Origin of the sequence: Variovorax sp. Root434, assembly GCF_001426595.1 — a bacterium.
Classification (GTDB): domain Bacteria; phylum Pseudomonadota; class Gammaproteobacteria; order Burkholderiales; family Burkholderiaceae_C; genus Variovorax.
This window is the reverse complement of record NZ_LMEK01000026.1, coordinates 296,238-310,632: the sequence shown is the minus strand read 5'-3', so window position 1 is coordinate 310,632 and position 14,395 is coordinate 296,238. Positions and strand designations below refer to the sequence as shown.

Here is a 14,395-nt window from a genome sequence, read left to right as displayed (position 1 = left end):
TCACGGTGCAGGCTCGAAAGGAAAGAAGGACGGAACGAAGGGAGAAAGGTGTCAACGCACCCGATCAGCCGTTGCGCCCGAGCAGGCCCGTCCCCGCGCGCCTCACTCGCGCAACGTGAACACGACCGAGAGGTAGGACACCGGCCCACCTTGAATAGCCTCGATCCCGTGCAGTGCGGTTGCCTCGAACAGCAGCGAGTCCCCTGCCCTCACCGTGACCACCTTGGCGCCATAGCGGTAGCTGACCTCCCCGGACAGGAAGTACAGGAACTTGAGACCCGGGTGCTGGAAGATCACATAGGGATCGGCACCGGGTAGCAATGTGACGAGGTAGGGCTCGACGAACAGGTTGCCGGACAACAGATGCCCCAGCAGCTCGTAGCGGTAGTCTGACACCGCACCGACGCGATCAACCACAACGCCCTGCCCTGCGCGCACATGGCAGAAGTCCGTGCGGCGCGCCTGATCGCCGAAGAAGCGCGACGCCGGCACACCCAAACCGTTCGCCAGGCGCTCCAAGGTTTCCACCGAAGGCGAGACCAGCCCGCGCTCGATGCGCGAGAGCATCGAGGAAGAAATCCCGGAGGCCTTTGCCAAAGCACCGGCAGACAACCCAGCCGCCATACGCAACGCCCTCACCTGCGCACCGATGCGCGCCGCAGACAGGCTGCGCACGACCGATGCGGGTTGCCTCGACCGGGTGCGCGTGATCGACGCCGGCAGCTTCGGCGAGCGCCCGGTAGGAAACGGAGACGGAAGCCGGACATTTCGCATGAACAGAGACCCCTAGTAGAAGCCGTAGGCCTGCCGATTGTGACTCAAACGCGGCTGACGCAAAAGCAGCTTTCTCGAAGACTTCCCCTGTGACAAGTTCTAGGAATTCTTCGAAGCAGCCCGAAGCCTCGGCAAGGGAAGTGCTTGCGTTGAATTTGATCCGGCAGCGCGGATTAAGGGGATGGTCGCAAGAGGCCCTGGCGTTCGAGGCAGGGCTGCATCGGACCTTTGTCGCTCATGTTGAACGTCAAGCTCGCAACATTTCACTCGACAATCTTGAGCGTCTCGCATTGGCATTGGAGCTCAGGCCGTATCAACTTCTCGAAGAATAAAAGCCGTCGCTTTTGCGAGGCGATCATCGAAATTCGCCCTACGTGAAGCGCGCACCAAGGCTCACTACGCCCACGGAGAATCATCAAGCACCGCTCACTCCAAGCACGAATAGGTGAAAAGAGGCGCTGACGCGCCTCTGTGATCGCACTCGGCCATCGAGGCCACGCGGTTCGCTCCCACCACGATGTCGTCGCAGTTCCCGAGCGAATGCAAACCCGGTCGCCAAATGTTCGCAGCACGGTAGCCCTGTAAGTCAGAGACAGCTAAGGCTACGCTGAAGTAGCTACCCTTTTTTCGGCATCGAGCGTGCTGCACGCTTTGGATTGCGCTGATCGGCACTCAGGGATGACAGTTTTTTTCCCGTGTTTGTGCATCGGCGCGCTGCTTTCGGCGGCCTTCGCCGTTTTACGGACGCACGCGCACCAGCAGCAGCCCTCGGCTCATGTAGATGTTGGCCAGCGCAAGGGCCGTGAATGCCCTGGTCGCGTTCTTGTGAAGTCCACGGTATCGCACCTTGCTGAAGCCCCACAGTCTCTTGACGACACGAGTTGCGAGGTCATGCTGTCCTGCATCGACCAGCCGACGATGCGACGCGAGTACAGGTCGAGCACCGTAGCACCTGACTTGAACCAGCTGGCCTCCGCGACTGCTGGGCGATTCAAGTATCCCCGAGCCCCCATTTACCAATCCGCATGGGGTGTCGTCAGCGGCTTCTGAAAGTCCTCGCGCAGCACAACAGGGAACCCTCGGTGACAGGCTTGTCACACCCCCGCCTGCTCCGACGAGACAGCCCTTGCGTCCAACGTCAGTGTGTCAAACAAGTTAGTTGCAGCACGCCGTAAGGTGGGATCTACACGCCAGCAGTCGCACTCGAAAGAATCAGACGAAGCTCTGCTTGAATCTCCTCGAGCGGTTTGGTGCTCCGCGATGCATTGCACATTGCCGCTGTGCCTTCCATGGCACCAACCACTAGCGTCGCGAGTCTTCGGGCGCGTCCCGCACTAACGCCCTCCGCACACAAGGACCTCTCAATCAGCCCCAGCCACTCGGCAAACGCATGAGCGACCAGATCCAACAGGTGATCCGGCACCACATCTTCGTCCGATTGCCCCCGTCTGCGGCGCCCCCTGTACCGATACAGCCAATACAGGGCACCTGCCTCGAACTGGGAGGTTCGCAGCACTTTCAGCCACATGCCAATGAAGGCATTCAATCCTGCCACCGCCCCGCAGTGCTTCAGCAAGGGGCCAATGGCTGACCCACCTCCTCTGCCGAGGCAACGGCCTCTTCAAAAAAGCTGCAATCTGCCACCGGGGAAATGATGCCGCAGTGCGCCCCGGGGTTCCGCGAGCTGAGCGCTCGCGCCTCGACCTTGCCCAATCCACGCCGGCGTAGCAGATCCAACGCGCCAGCGACCATGTTCCTTCGTGTCCTCAGAAGAGGCTCTTGCTTCGCCAAGTTGCTGCAAAGTTGGCGACATACCAGAGATATGACACATGACATACTTTGAGGATGCTGCACCTGTGCCCACTCGCCCCGGGGAAGAAGACCGACATTGCAGGATTCATCGGCCGAAATCGACCGACGTTCAAGCACGCTCGTTGACCACCAACCCCGTCCACATGAGATTTTGTAACGAGCATCTTCTGAACAAATATCACTGATCGATATCGCCATGACCATCATCACCGTCACTACCCCCGAGGGCCGACTCAGCAGGGAACAGTGTCGGCGCCTCGCCGAAACGCTAACCGACGCCGTACTCATTCCGGAGGTTGGGCAGCACTCGCCAGTGGCCCGAGCCGGGTTCCAGGTGCATTTCACTGAGCGAGCCCTTGATGCCATGGCAATCGGCGGAAAGCTGCTGCTGGATTCTTCACCTAGGCCAGATGTCATGACCATGAACGTCGTCGTCATGGATGCAGCTTGGCCGGCGACCGTCCGCGAAGCAGTTCTTCAACGCGTGTTGGCGGCGCTCGCACAAGCATGCGACATGCCACGCCCTTCCCCCACCTGGTGGGTCACTTTCCAAGTCATTCACGAAGCCACTTGCGCAACACGTTCTCGTGTACATCGAGGTCGCGTGCAGCCTGTGCCACCGACACGCCTCGTTCCTTCACCAGCTTGACCGCCTCAAGCTTGAACTCTCGGCTGAATTGCCTTCTCGTTCCCATGAACCACCTCCGGTTTCATCTTCCACCTTAACAAGGTGTCTTTGAAACCGGCAGCAGCCCAGTTCGACGTCCGTCGCCTTCGACTGACTCTCAACGTCACGCGCGCCGCTTCTATCCAGTCGTCGACACTTCGCCGCAAGATGGCACGAAGCGCGAGCATCAGAACAGTGACATTCACCCGGCTCGTGCAGCTCCATCGCGATCTTGAAGATCCTGCGCAAATTTAGCTGCATGCGTACGGGTACGGACACAGAAGGCCTGCGCCCTCAGGATGCGGTCGCGTTGTGAGTCACTGGTGCCGGAATCGTAGGCTGGCTGGGCGCAGCCTCGCCCTCGCGCGGGCACCTGCGGATGGTGTTGCGAGAGAGCAGATCAGGGTTATCGTGAGGGTCAAACTTAGATGGAAATCAACATCTGGCAGGCCACGAGTCGTTCGCAGGCGTGGAAACACGGCTGCCGCGGTTTATTGAAGAGGTTTACAACGCCAAGCGGCTGCACTCAGCGTTCGGCGACCGCCCAACCAGCGAATTCGAATCCCAACTCGCTCAGCAGGTGGCTTAGTTCCGATGAACCCAGTGCTCCAGTCGATGGGGTTCAGTCCAAGCCGCTGCGTCGGCCCAGCTCGCCGAGCGCCCTGTACTCAGTCGGCGTCAGGCCCTTGCGTTTGAGGAAGTGCCTGTTGAAATTCGAAATGTTGTTGAAGCCGACGGCATAGCAGATGGCGCTGATCTGGCGATCGCTATGGAGGAGCAACTGACAGGCCTTGGCCACCCTCAGTTCGGCAACGAAGGCGGTGAATGTTCTGCCGGTGAGCTTGCGGAACTGGCGGGAAAGCGCCGCCTCGTGCATCCCGACCATGGCGCCGATCTCGGGCAGGCTGAATTCCTGCATGTAGTTCACCCGGAGGTAGTCCAGCACGGCGTAGATCTTTTCCGACCGGCAGCCAGCCAGGGGTTGCGCCTGCCCGTACTTCAGCTTCGTCAAGACCCTTGCGTCCTTCCATCGCGCGAGCTCGTCCAGAAGCGCCGAAAAAACCGAGAAACGCTCCAGCCCTCGGCTTTGCTCGATTCGCGCCAAGTACTTCATAGCGGCTTCCCGGAACCCGACGAACTCGACGCCCTGATGGGCCCTGTCCAGAAGGCTTTCGGCCTCGCGCAGCTCCGGCAGCAGGACCATGCTCTTGCGCAAGGGTGCATCGGCGAATCGCAGAACGGGATTCGTCGCCGCGCGAGCGCCATCGGCCGTGCCCGTGAACCGAAAGTTGTGCGGCAGGCGCGGGCCGATCAGGACGACATTGCCCGATGCGAAGCTGTGGATCTCGTCACCGACGAAAGCACAAGCGAACGGAGCCATGATGACGTGGAGTTCGAAATCCTGGTGGTAACGCAAGCGCCCGGGTTGCCATGACACGCCATGCTCCGAAAAAGACAGGCAGGAATTCATATCGAACAGCGACTGCCGAGGCTGCGGGTCCCTCGACTGCCTATCGTCGAATTCGGGAAGCTGCAGCAAGGGATTGCAATCTTCCCCACTGGCGGCAATCGCCGGTTGTCGGAAACTCATCTGCATGATCTGAAGGCTATCTCGCCGGCGTCGACACCGATGTCCTGCGAACGCAGCGAGCGCCCGCCTATTTCACCAAGGAAACGATGGAAACGCCGTGGTCGGCCAGGTGCAGGCTCACCGGCGCGCCATGCGCCAAGGTCTGCCTGACTTCGGGCGACACCACGAAGATCTCGCCGAGCTGGCTGGAGAACGTGTACTCGACAGTGCTGCCGACGTAGGTTCTCTTGATCACCCGCGCCGCGAGGCCGTCGTTGGAGACGGGCCTGATGACCCAGGCCTCCGGACGCACCGCGACCTTCACGGGGCCCTGACCGATTCCCGCAGGTGCGGCGATGCTCAGGGTACCCAGGCCAACCCGTCGCTGTTCATCGCAAAGCCCATCGAACAGCATGGCCTCGCCCATGAAGCCCGCAACGAATTCGGATTGCGGCGATTCGTACAGTTCGTGCGGTGCCCCGCGCTGCGCGATCACCCCCTGATCCATCACGATGATGTGATCGCTGACCGCCAGCGCCTCGCTCTGGTCATGCGTCACGTAGGCCACCGTAAGGGAAAGGCGCTGCTGCAGCGAGCGGATCTCCTCGCGCATGGAGCGCCGCAGCCGGGCATCCAGGTTGGACAGCGGCTCGTCGAACAGGAGCACAGCAGGCTCCAGCGCAAGCGCACGCGCCAGCGCGACCCGCTGCTGCTGGCCACCCGAGAGCTCGCTGGGCATGCGCTCGTTCATGCCCTTGAGGCCCACGGTCTCGAGCATCAGCCCCGCCTTTTCCCTGGCCTGAGGCGTTGGCAGGCCTGACATGCGCAGCCCGTAGGACACGTTCTCGATGACGCTCATGTGCGGGAACAGCGCATAGCTCTGGAACACAAGGCTCACGTTCCGCAGCGCCGCACCGAGCGTGGTGACATCCGTGCCGTCGATGAAGATGCGGCCCGAGCTAGGGCTTTCCAGGCCCGCGATCATCCGCAGTGTCGTGGTCTTTCCGCATCCCGACGGTCCGAGGATGGTGGTCAGCGTTCCCTTCGGAACACCGAAGCTGATGTCCTTGACGACCATCGGCGCGCCGGCACCCGTGCCGTAGCTCTTGGAGACGTTCTTGAATTCGATGCCGTACATGAGTTTCTTTCGCTGGAGGATTGGGATCACGGCGATGCAGTTGCCGCCGGGCTGCGATTTACGTCGGACGCGCCGGCGGGTGTTGCCGCCGCGGAAGCTCTTCTGCCCAGGCGGCGATTGCCGACCCGCCACTGGACCAGGCCCGTGACCAGTGCCATCAGAACGATCAGGACGGTGCTGTATGCCAGGGCCACGCCATAGTCGCCCTGGCCCACTCGCCCGATGATGAAAGTAGTGGCCAGTTCCGTCTCGGCCGTCACGAGGAAGATCACCGCGGAAACGGTGGTCATCGATCTCACGAAGCTGTAGATGAGCGATGCGGCCAGAGCAGGCTTGAGCAGCGGCAGCGTGACCGACCAGAGCGTCCGCGCCGTCGAGGCGCGAAGCATCAGCGAGGCCTCGTCGAGCGACTTGTCGAGCTGCTTGAATGCCGCGGCACCGGCCCGCACGCCCACCGGGAGATTCCGGAAGATGAAGCACATCACGATGATCAGGCCGGTGCCGGTCATCTCCAGCGGCGGAACGTTGAACACCAGGACATAGCTGACGCCCAGGACGGTCCCCGGAATCGCGAAAGCCATGAGCGCCGAGAACTCGAACACGCCCTGCGCGCGGAACTGGACACGGGCCAGCAGCCAGGCGATCAGCAGGCCCATGCCCGCCGTGAGCGGTGCCGCAATCGCGGCCAGCCGCACCGTCGTGAAGAGCGAGTCCCAGGCCACGCCGATCCATTGCACGGCACCACCCTCGATCGCAACCTCGAAGGCGGTGCGGAAGTGGGCAAGGGTCGGCGAATAGTTCCGTCCCCAGGTCTGCACGAAGCCGCCGCAGAACGCGAAGACGTAGACAACCAGAGTGAAGATCAGCCAGGGCACGACCACGCACAGCGCCGCGCGCCGCAGCCCGTCGGGCAGGCGCATCGCAAGCCCTGCGTCGCCCTTGCCCGAGACGGTGGTGAAGTTCTTCCGGCCGAGGACGCGGCGCTGGAGCGCGAAGACGCCCAGGGCGAACACGGTGAGGATCAGCGCGAGCGCGGCTGCCTTGCCCTGATCGAACTGGGCGCCGACGATGGCGAAGAAGATCTCCGTGGACAGGACCGAGAACTGCCCGCCGACGACGATCGGGTTGCCGAAGTCGGCGATGCTTTCGATAAAGCCGACGAGAAACGCGTTCGTGAGCCCCGGCAGCATCAACGGGAAGGTGACGTACAGGAAGGTGCGCCAGCCGCCCGCGCGCAGGGTCTGCGATGCCTCTTCGAGCGAAGGGCTGATGCCCTCGATGACGCCGCGCACGATCAGGAAGGCGATCGGTGTGAACGCGAACAGCTGCGCAAGCCAGACGCCGAACCAGCCATAGAACCAGCGCGTAGGCTCCACTCCGAAGGCCCATTCGATCAGTTGGTTGACGATGCCCGCCCTCCCGAACAGGAGGATGAGGCCCAGTCCCACGACGAAGGGAGGCGTGATGATGGGCAAAGGCGCGAGGAATCGAAGCGCGTTGCGGATTCTGGAGTCGCTGCGGTTCTCGATCAGGGCCAGCAGCGTTCCGAGCACCGTCGTGGTGAGGCCGGTCAACGTGGCCAGTGCCAACGTGTTCCACGCGACGCCGCAGCTCTGCGCGGAGTATGCGCAGCCGATGCCCCAGATCCGCTCGCTTGCGATCCGTGCGAGCCAGGCCGCGACACTGGGGTGGCCGCTGTCGTCGAGGAAGGCGCTGGACAACGACCTGAAGACCGGAAAGGCGACGAAGGTGACCAGCAGGCTACTGGCGCCGAGCACCGCCGCCGCGACGAACAGGTCGCCGCGGAATGCGCCGGTTCGCGCCATGCCGAATGCGGCCAGCATAAGAAGCGAACACAGTACCAGCATGGCCCCCCAGCCGAAACCTGGCTGGCTTGCGCCGTGGATCACGCTGGCCGCGGGCAATCCGATGGCGAAGCCCTGGAGAAGCATTCCCGCCACGCCCAACGCGCTGCACCAGGCGAGGAGGCGGCCCTGGGCGACCCCAGGCGCCATGCGCAGGGACACCAGCGCAACGAACAGCGGCCAGACCCCAATGGCAAGCCAGGGACGCCGATGCAGCAGGATCTGGGCGAGCGCGCTGGAGCTGTCATGCCCGGCAAACAATTCGCCGATGCCCTGGAGTCCGGACAAGCCTTCAGGCAGCGCATACCAGGGGAGGACGCAGAAAGCGACGAGGCCGATGATCGACCAGACCGCGATCGGTCGGTTGTTGTCGTTGAGTTTCATGCCGGACCGATCAACGTGGCAGGGAATTGACCTCGCGGTCCCAGCGTTCGATCAGGCGCTTGCGCTCTGCCGATTGCCCGTACTTCGCGTAGTCGTAGTCGATGAGGCGGATCTTGCGGAAATCGGGAACGTGGCTGTCCAGCCTGGCCGACTTGTTCGAGGGCAGCTGGTACTGATGCGCCGCGGCTGCCAGCTGCTGCGCCGCCGGCGTCAGGGCCCACTCATAGAACTTCCTGGCGTTATCGAGGTTGCGTGCGCCCTTGACGATCGACATCGATCCGATCTCCGCGCCCGTTCCCTCGCAGGGTGTCGCGGTCGCGATCGGAAAGCCCTGCATCTGCTCGCTGGGCGCGTCATGGACGAAGCTGATGGAAACAGTGGTCTCACCGCGGGCTGCGGCCTTGATGGGACCCGTACCGGAGCGCGCGTACTGCCCGACGTTCCTGTGCAGAGCCTTCATGTACTCGAAAGCCTTGTCCTCCCCCATCAGCTGCACCAGGGTCGCGATCATGGTGTAGGCGGTGCCCGAGCTCGTCGGGTTGGCAACCTGGATCTCGCCGCGCAGCGCCGGCGAGAGCAGGTCCTTCCAGCACTTGGGCTCAGGCAGCTTCTTCTTCGCCAGCAGCTCGGTGTTGAATGCAAAACCCAGCGGGCCGGAGTAGACGCCGACGGTCCGCCATTTCGATTGTTCGGCCTGCGACTGCGACCAGGCGTGGAGCTGCGGGAGGGATGGCGACTTGTACTCGAGCGTCAAGTCCTGCTCCGCGGCCTGCAGGTGGGGATCGCCCGTGCCGCCGAACCACACGTCGGTCTTCGGATTGCTGCGCTCCGCCAGCAGCTGCGCCAGCGCCTCGCCGCTGCCTCGCTTGAGCACGTTGACCTTGATGCCGGAACTGCGGGCGAAGGTCGTGCTCATCAGCGAGCACCATTCGTCCTGGACGGAACAGATGACGTTCAGCTGGCCTGCGCCCTGCGCGTGGGCGACAGGCACGCCGGTCAGACCGGTCATGCCTGCCATGGCGAGGACCGCGAGAGCGGCAAGCGCGTTTTTCTTCTTCATGTTCGTCTCCTTGACGGTTGAATCCCGAGAAATTTGTGAAAGCACTGCCCCCAGCCACGCGAGGGCTGTGAAAAGGCACGGATTGAAGGACGCGGCAAGCGCAGCGATGCGGCACGCTGCGCCGTCGGCGGTCAGGGCCCCTGGCTCCAGCGAACCACGGCGTCGACGCCGATGACGCGGCCGCCGTCGACGCGGTTGTGGATCTCCATGGTCGCGCCCATGGCTTCCGCGATCTGCCGGCAGATGGACAGCCCCAGCCCAACACCGCCCTTGGTCGCCGAGAACGCCTGGAACAGCCGCGGGCGCAACGCATCGTCCAAGCCGGGCCCACCGTCCCACACCACCAGCTCGATCGTTGCGGCATAGGCGCGCATCAGGATGCCGAGCCGGCCGCCGTCGGGCGTGTGATGTATCGCGTTCGCAAGCAGGTTGCGAAGCAGCTCACCGAGCATGAGCGGATCGCCGGTGGCGCCCAACCCATCGTCGCCCTCGAGCGCGAAGTCCAGGCGCTTGGCCGCGACGAGCGGTGCGAGCTCCATTACCGCGTCCAGGGCCACGGCGTGCAGCAGCACGGTCTGCAGCCGCCCCGCACGCTTGATCTGCTCGAGCTTGCTCAGGCTGAGCAGCTGATTGGCCATGTCCGTCGCCCGATCCACCGTATGCAGCATCTGCGGCAGGATCTCGGAGGCCGGCACATCGCCGGCGATGGCCGACTGCAGCTGAGTCCGGAGCACCGACATGGGGGTGCGCAGCTGGTGCGACGCGTCGGCGAGGAAGCGGCGCTGCTCTTCCACCCATTCGCGCTGCCGCAGATGGAGTTCGTGCATGCGCGCCATCGCCGGGCGCAGCTCGGACGGCCCGTCGTAGAGACCGACATCCAGTTGCGGCGCATCGAGGGCCTGGCGCGCACGCTCCAGCCATCGCGAGGTCATGGCCACACCCGAAATCACCACTAGGGACATGCCGACGGCTGCCACGCCGATCCATCCGAGCAGCTGCCCGGGGAGCTCGTCCCAGAGCTCGAAGCGTGCACGCATCGGTTCGGCAAATTGGACGACCACCTTCCGGTCAGGGTCGTGCGCGTCCTTTCGCAGGGCCGCTACGGCCCGCACGGATGTCCCGCTCCGCTGGCTCACATAAAAGCGGGGATCGCCGGACTCCGGCAGGGTCGCGGTCCACGGAAATGCCTCGAGCATGCGGTCGCCCGCGATCAGGCTTCCGTCGATGGCACTGACCCGATAGAACGATGGCACCGGCGGCACCGGGCCCTGAACGCCTTGCATCTCGTCACCGCCTGCCGCGTCGATCCGCCCAAGCTTCGCGACGAGGCGGGCATCCTGCTCGCGCGCCAAGGTGATCAGGCCCCCCACCAGATGGACGAGCACGATGCACGCGATCAGAAGCCATAGCCCCCCGAGGAGCCATAGAAGCAGGAAGTGCCGAAGCGACCCGGCGCGCGGCGGTTGAAGCGGCGACTTCATATCAAGAGGATGGACGCTGCGCCGCCACCGACGCGTCGTCGCACAACAGATATCCGACTCCCCGCAGGTTCAGCACTTCGACATTCGCACCGACCAGTTTCTTCCGGAGCCGGTGTACGACGACGTCGATGGCTTCCGCCTGCGCCGCGTCCGCGCCGAACACCGCGTCCCTCAGTACCTCCCTGGGGACGACGTGCTCGACGCGTGACATCAGCTTTTTCAGGAGATCGGCCTCGCGCTGCGAGAGATCGAGCGGGCTCTGGTCCTTGTAGAAAACATTGGCAGACGCCTCGTAGCGCAGTCGTCCGCACCTGAACTCCCCGTCGCGCCCGAAGCGGCGGGTCAACGCGCCGACGCGCGCGATCAACTCCTCCAGGTCGAACGGCTTGGCCAGATAGTCATCGGCCCCGGCGTTGAGACCGGCGATCCGGTCCCCGACAGCGCCCCTGGCAGTCAGCACGAGCACCGGGGTCGCGTTTCCGTCGCCGCGCAGACGGTGAAGGAGCTCGAGCCCGTCGAGCCCGGGAAGCGAGAGGTCGAGCACGATGATGTCGAAGCTCTTCTTGCGAGCCGCGGCCAAGGCCTCGACGCCGTCGCTGCAGCACAGCAGTTCGAAGCCGCGCGACGACAAGCTTCGGGAGAGCACCCCCGACAGGTCAAAGTCGTCTTCCACGAGCAAAAGCTTCATGGACGAATGGTGCCATCAAGGGCCTTGCCACGAACTGGGGCTTGCACCACGCACAGTCGAAAGACAGTCGAAAGAAAGACCGCCCGGCCTGAAGCCGATGCCGCCGGGCTCGCACTTGCGCCCCGGGCGACCGGCACGTTCATGGCCGCCGGCATCCATCTTCCGGACTCGAGTCTTTCAACATGCTTTCGCACAGTCACCGTGCTTTTCCTCTCGGCACCGGCGCATGACGACTCAATCATGGATTCGGGGTTGCGCATCTGGCTGCTCAGGTGTCCGCTCCCTTGCCCACCAACGACACATGCAAAAAAAAGCATCAGGAGACACAGTGAAACGACGTCATTTTTTGATCGGGGCCGGCGCTGCCGGATGCGCACCCGCCTGGGCGCAAGGCACGCCCCAGGCCGCAAAACCGCCCGGGCCTCAGCCCACGGCCCGGCTGGCCTTCGGACTCATCAGCCCCCGGGATCCCGAAGTCATGCTGAAGAACTGGAATCCGTTCCTCGATCGGATGGCGCTTGCAACGGGCACTTCGATAGACCGGCGCGTGTTCGGCGCCGCCGACGAGATCGTGAAGGAATTCGCAGCGGGGAGCATGGACGTGGCGTGGCTCGGAAATGCAGCCGCGCTGGACGTCGTGGAGATGGGGGTCGGCAGCGTATTCGCCACCATGGTGAACCAGGGCAAGGCTTCCTATCGCTCGATCCTCATCGTGCCGCAAGACAGCAAGCTGCGCGATCTCGAGGACCTGATCCGCTCGGCCCCGCAGCTGCGCTTCGGCGACGGCGACGAAAAGAGTGCTTCGGGACATCTCGTCCCGATGTACTTCGCTTTCGTCAAGAAGGGAGTGATCGACCCGGCGGGACTGTTCAGGGAAGTCCGGCGCGGAAGCCACGAGGCCAACCTGCTGGCCGTTGCCAAGGGGGAGGTCGATGTCGCGACCAACAACACTTCGGAGCTGGACTACCTTCGCTCCCGGCGCCCGGCCGACGCCGCGAAGATCCGCGTGCTGTGGGAGTCGCCGGACATTCCCGAATCCCCGATGGTCTGGCGCACCGAGCTGCCGCAGCAGCTGAAACAGAGGATCGCCTCATTCACCTACGGATTCGGTACCAAGGATCCGGAGGAGAAAAGGATCCTCTGGGACATCAACAAGCTGACCGGCTGGCGCCAGTCCTCGAACCGGCAGCTCATCACCATCGCGAACCTGGAAATGTTCAAGGCGAGCCAGCAGATCATGCGCGACCCCGGGCTGAGCGAGAAGGAGCGGATGCAGAAGGCCGGCGCGGTCATGCAGCGCGGCTCGAGGATGGAGCAGCTGCTGCGATCTACGAGCTAATCTTACTGTGTCATAAGTGAAATAATGCGATCCTCTCGTCTTCGCAACGGAGGATTGATGAATGCAGCCGAGCGCTTCGATAGCTACCTGGAGCACCTGAGCGAAGGCTTGGGTCACGCGGACCGGCACGCGGGCCTTCGTGGCTACTGCACGGGCTTGATGCTTCCGCTGTCACGCAAGAGCGTGGAGCCCATGGCCGCGCGGGTGGACCCGACGCACGCCAGCGCGCGGCACCAAGCACTGCACCACTTCGTGGCCAAGGCCGAATGGTCGGACACCCAGATGCTGCGGCGCGTATGTCAGTGGGTGATGCCCAAGATGGACTTCAGTCAGGGCGGCTGGTGGGTCATCGACGACACCGGGTTCCCGAAGAAGGGTCGCCACTCGGTCGGGGTCACTCGTCAGTACTGCGGGATGCTGGGCAAACAGGACAACTGCCAAGTGGCCGTGAGCATCTCGCTTGCAAGCAAGCAGGGCAGCCTGCCCGTGGCTTGGCAGCTGTACCTGCCCGAGGACTGGGCGGCAGATGCTGAACGCCGCGCCAAGGCTGGCGTTCCCGAGGAGGTTCGTTTCGCCACGAAGACGCAGATCGCGCTGCAGCAATTGCGCACGTTGCTGGACGAAGGTGCCCCGCGCCACTGCGTGCTGGCCGATGCTGGCTACGGTGTGGACAACGCTTTTCGTCAGGCGCTCAGCGATATGGGCCTGCTCTATGCGGTAGGTATCACATCTGCCGTCGTGGTCTGGCCGCCTGGCGTTCAGCCGCTGCCGCCCAAGCCTTACAGCGGCATGGGCCGACCGCCCGTGATGCCCAGGCGCACTGCGGCGCTGCAGCCCGTGAGCGTCAAGGCATTGGCGCAGTCCCTGCCCAGCCGAGCGTTCCAGAACATCAGTTGGCGCGAGGGAAGCAACGACACACTGAACGGCCGCTTTGCGGCCGTTCGGGTGCGCCACGCCGGTGGCAATATGGGAAAGGCACGCCTGCGTCCCGAGCAGTGGCTGCTCATCGAGTGGCCGGCAGGCGACGCTGAACCGAGCAAGTACTTCCTGTCCACCCTGCCAGAGGACACGCCGATCAACGAGTTGGTCGACGTCGCTCATCAGCGCTGGCGCATCGAGCGCGACTACCAAGATCTGAAGCAGGACTTCGGCCTGGGCCATTACGAGGGCCGAGGGTGGCGGGGATTCCACCACCATGCCGCCTTGAGCATCGCGGCCTACGGGTTCCTGATGGCTGAACGCCTCGTCGCCGACAAGTTTGTCGGCGGTAAAAAAAACTTCATCGAACGCCAAGTGCCTGCGCTTCCCGAGGATTACGTCCCCCGAGGCAGTCCTGCGCGCGCAGCGCCACGTGCCGACGTCGATCACGACACTGCGCCATCGACTGAGCTATCAGCTGATCGCTCGTCTCGGACAGTGCCCCTGCTGCGGAAGGGCAAGCGCAAAACTGCTCTTATGACACAGTAAGACTAAGAATGATCTGAACAAGTCCACCGCCCTGCCGCAGGACGTTGAAGAGGCAAAGGTGGAATGCACCATTTGCCGCGAGGTTGCTCTCGTGGTGAAAGTTGTAGTAGATCGAGATTGACATGAATGCAGTAATTCAGGTCCGGAATG

At 63.4% G+C, this 14,395-nt stretch carries 12 protein-coding genes and 2 pseudogenes; 4 read left to right on the top strand and 10 right to left on the bottom strand.

All coding sequences use genetic code 11. The annotated features are described in order from the left end of the window. Window positions 1-102: 102 nt before the first annotated feature. Window positions 103-624 (bottom strand): helix-turn-helix domain-containing protein, encoded by a 522-nt coding sequence (locus tag ASD05_RS26195; RefSeq protein WP_235508109.1) that lies wholly within the window; start codon window positions 622-624, stop codon window positions 103-105. Here ASD05_RS26195 and ASD05_RS30860 point away from each other — a divergent pair. Next, window positions 554-790: a hypothetical protein gene (locus ASD05_RS30860; protein ID WP_235508112.1), complete on the top strand. Its 237-nt coding sequence runs from the start codon at window positions 554-556 to the stop codon at window positions 788-790. The two genes, ASD05_RS26195 and ASD05_RS30860, sit on opposite strands and share 71 nt — an antisense overlap. A 73-nt stretch (window positions 791-863) precedes the next feature. Further along, window positions 864-1,106: a helix-turn-helix domain-containing protein gene (locus ASD05_RS29815; protein WP_082572365.1), complete on the top strand. Its 243-nt coding sequence runs from the start codon at window positions 864-866 to the stop codon at window positions 1,104-1,106. Window positions 1,107-1,512: 406 nt separating this feature from the next. Here ASD05_RS29815 and ASD05_RS30310 read toward each other — a convergent pair. The 9 genes and pseudogenes from ASD05_RS30310 to ASD05_RS26160 all read right to left on the bottom strand — a co-directional run. After that, window positions 1,513-1,650, bottom strand: a pseudogene (locus ASD05_RS30310) (IS5/IS1182 family transposase); the annotation flags it as partial. Window positions 1,651-1,957: 307 nt separating this feature from the next. Beyond that, entirely contained in the window at window positions 1,958-2,302 is a 345-nt protein-coding gene (locus tag ASD05_RS31125; RefSeq protein WP_056598652.1) for a hypothetical protein, read from the bottom strand. Window positions 2,303-3,143: 841 nt separating this feature from the next. Next, window positions 3,144-3,281: pseudogene (locus tag ASD05_RS29805) on the bottom strand (transposase); the annotation flags it as partial. A 594-nt stretch (window positions 3,282-3,875) separates the two neighbouring features. Then, window positions 3,876-4,850 (bottom strand): AraC family transcriptional regulator, encoded by a 975-nt coding sequence (locus ASD05_RS26185; RefSeq protein ID WP_056598649.1) that lies wholly within the window; start codon window positions 4,848-4,850, stop codon window positions 3,876-3,878. A 61-nt stretch (window positions 4,851-4,911) separates the two neighbouring features. Beyond that, entirely contained in the window at window positions 4,912-5,961 is a 1,050-nt protein-coding gene (locus ASD05_RS26180) for an ABC transporter ATP-binding protein (RefSeq protein WP_056598646.1), read from the bottom strand. 26 nt (window positions 5,962-5,987) lie between these two features. Then, on the bottom strand, window positions 5,988-8,210 hold the full coding sequence (locus ASD05_RS26175) for an ABC transporter permease (protein ID WP_056598643.1): 2,223 nt from the start codon (window positions 8,208-8,210) through the stop codon (window positions 5,988-5,990). Window positions 8,211-8,220: 10 nt separating this feature from the next. Then, window positions 8,221-9,270, bottom strand: a complete 1,050-nt coding sequence (locus ASD05_RS26170) for an ABC transporter substrate-binding protein (protein WP_082572361.1) — start codon at window positions 9,268-9,270, stop codon at window positions 8,221-8,223. A gap of 131 nt (window positions 9,271-9,401) precedes the next feature. Continuing rightward, window positions 9,402-10,751 carry an ATP-binding protein gene (locus ASD05_RS26165; protein WP_056598640.1) on the bottom strand — a complete coding sequence of 450 codons (1,350 nt, stop codon included), beginning with the start codon at window positions 10,749-10,751 and terminating at the stop codon, window positions 9,402-9,404. Window position 10,752: 1 nt separating this feature from the next. Beyond that, window positions 10,753-11,439: a response regulator transcription factor gene (locus ASD05_RS26160; protein ID WP_056598638.1), complete on the bottom strand. Its 687-nt coding sequence runs from the start codon at window positions 11,437-11,439 to the stop codon at window positions 10,753-10,755. Between ASD05_RS26160 and phnD the strand changes: the two genes are divergently transcribed. Both phnD and ASD05_RS26150 read left to right on the top strand, forming a co-directional pair. Beyond that, window positions 11,438-12,778, top strand: a complete 1,341-nt coding sequence (phnD, locus tag ASD05_RS29795; RefSeq protein ID WP_082572360.1) for a phosphate/phosphite/phosphonate ABC transporter substrate-binding protein — start codon at window positions 11,438-11,440, stop codon at window positions 12,776-12,778. The genes ASD05_RS26160 and phnD overlap by 2 nt on opposite strands. Before the next feature lie 57 nt (window positions 12,779-12,835). After that, the gene (locus tag ASD05_RS26150; protein WP_056598632.1) at window positions 12,836-14,245 is read left to right on the top strand and encodes an IS701 family transposase; all 1,410 of its coding nucleotides are present in this window, start codon (window positions 12,836-12,838) and stop codon (window positions 14,243-14,245) included. Window positions 14,246-14,395: the final 150 nt, after the last annotated feature.

Bases quoted from the DNA above. Each gene is read 5' to 3' on its own strand.
- ASD05_RS30860 (WP_235508112.1), top strand. From the start codon at position 554: ATGCGCGAGAGCATCGAGGAAGAAATCCCGGAGGCCTTTGCCAAAGCA.
- ASD05_RS26195 (WP_235508109.1), bottom strand. From the start codon at position 624: ATGGCGGCTGGGTTGTCTGCCGGTGCTTTGGCAAAGGCCTCCGGGATT.
- ASD05_RS31125 (WP_056598652.1), bottom strand. From the start codon at position 2,302: ATGTGGCTGAAAGTGCTGCGAACCTCCCAGTTCGAGGCAGGTGCCCTG.
- ASD05_RS26185 (WP_056598649.1), bottom strand. From the start codon at position 4,850: ATGCAGATGAGTTTCCGACAACCGGCGATTGCCGCCAGTGGGGAAGAT.
- ASD05_RS26180 (WP_056598646.1), bottom strand. From the start codon at position 5,961: ATGTACGGCATCGAATTCAAGAACGTCTCCAAGAGCTACGGCACGGGT.
- ASD05_RS26175 (WP_056598643.1), bottom strand. From the start codon at position 8,210: ATGAAACTCAACGACAACAACCGACCGATCGCGGTCTGGTCGATCATC.
- ASD05_RS26170 (WP_082572361.1), bottom strand. From the start codon at position 9,270: ATGAAGAAGAAAAACGCGCTTGCCGCTCTCGCGGTCCTCGCCATGGCA.
- ASD05_RS26165 (WP_056598640.1), bottom strand. From the start codon at position 10,751: ATGAAGTCGCCGCTTCAACCGCCGCGCGCCGGGTCGCTTCGGCACTTC.
- phnD (WP_082572360.1), top strand. From the start codon at position 11,438: ATGGACGAATGGTGCCATCAAGGGCCTTGCCACGAACTGGGGCTTGCA.
- ASD05_RS26160 (WP_056598638.1), bottom strand. From the start codon at position 11,439: ATGAAGCTTTTGCTCGTGGAAGACGACTTTGACCTGTCGGGGGTGCTC.
- ASD05_RS26150 (WP_056598632.1), top strand. From the start codon at position 12,836: ATGAATGCAGCCGAGCGCTTCGATAGCTACCTGGAGCACCTGAGCGAA.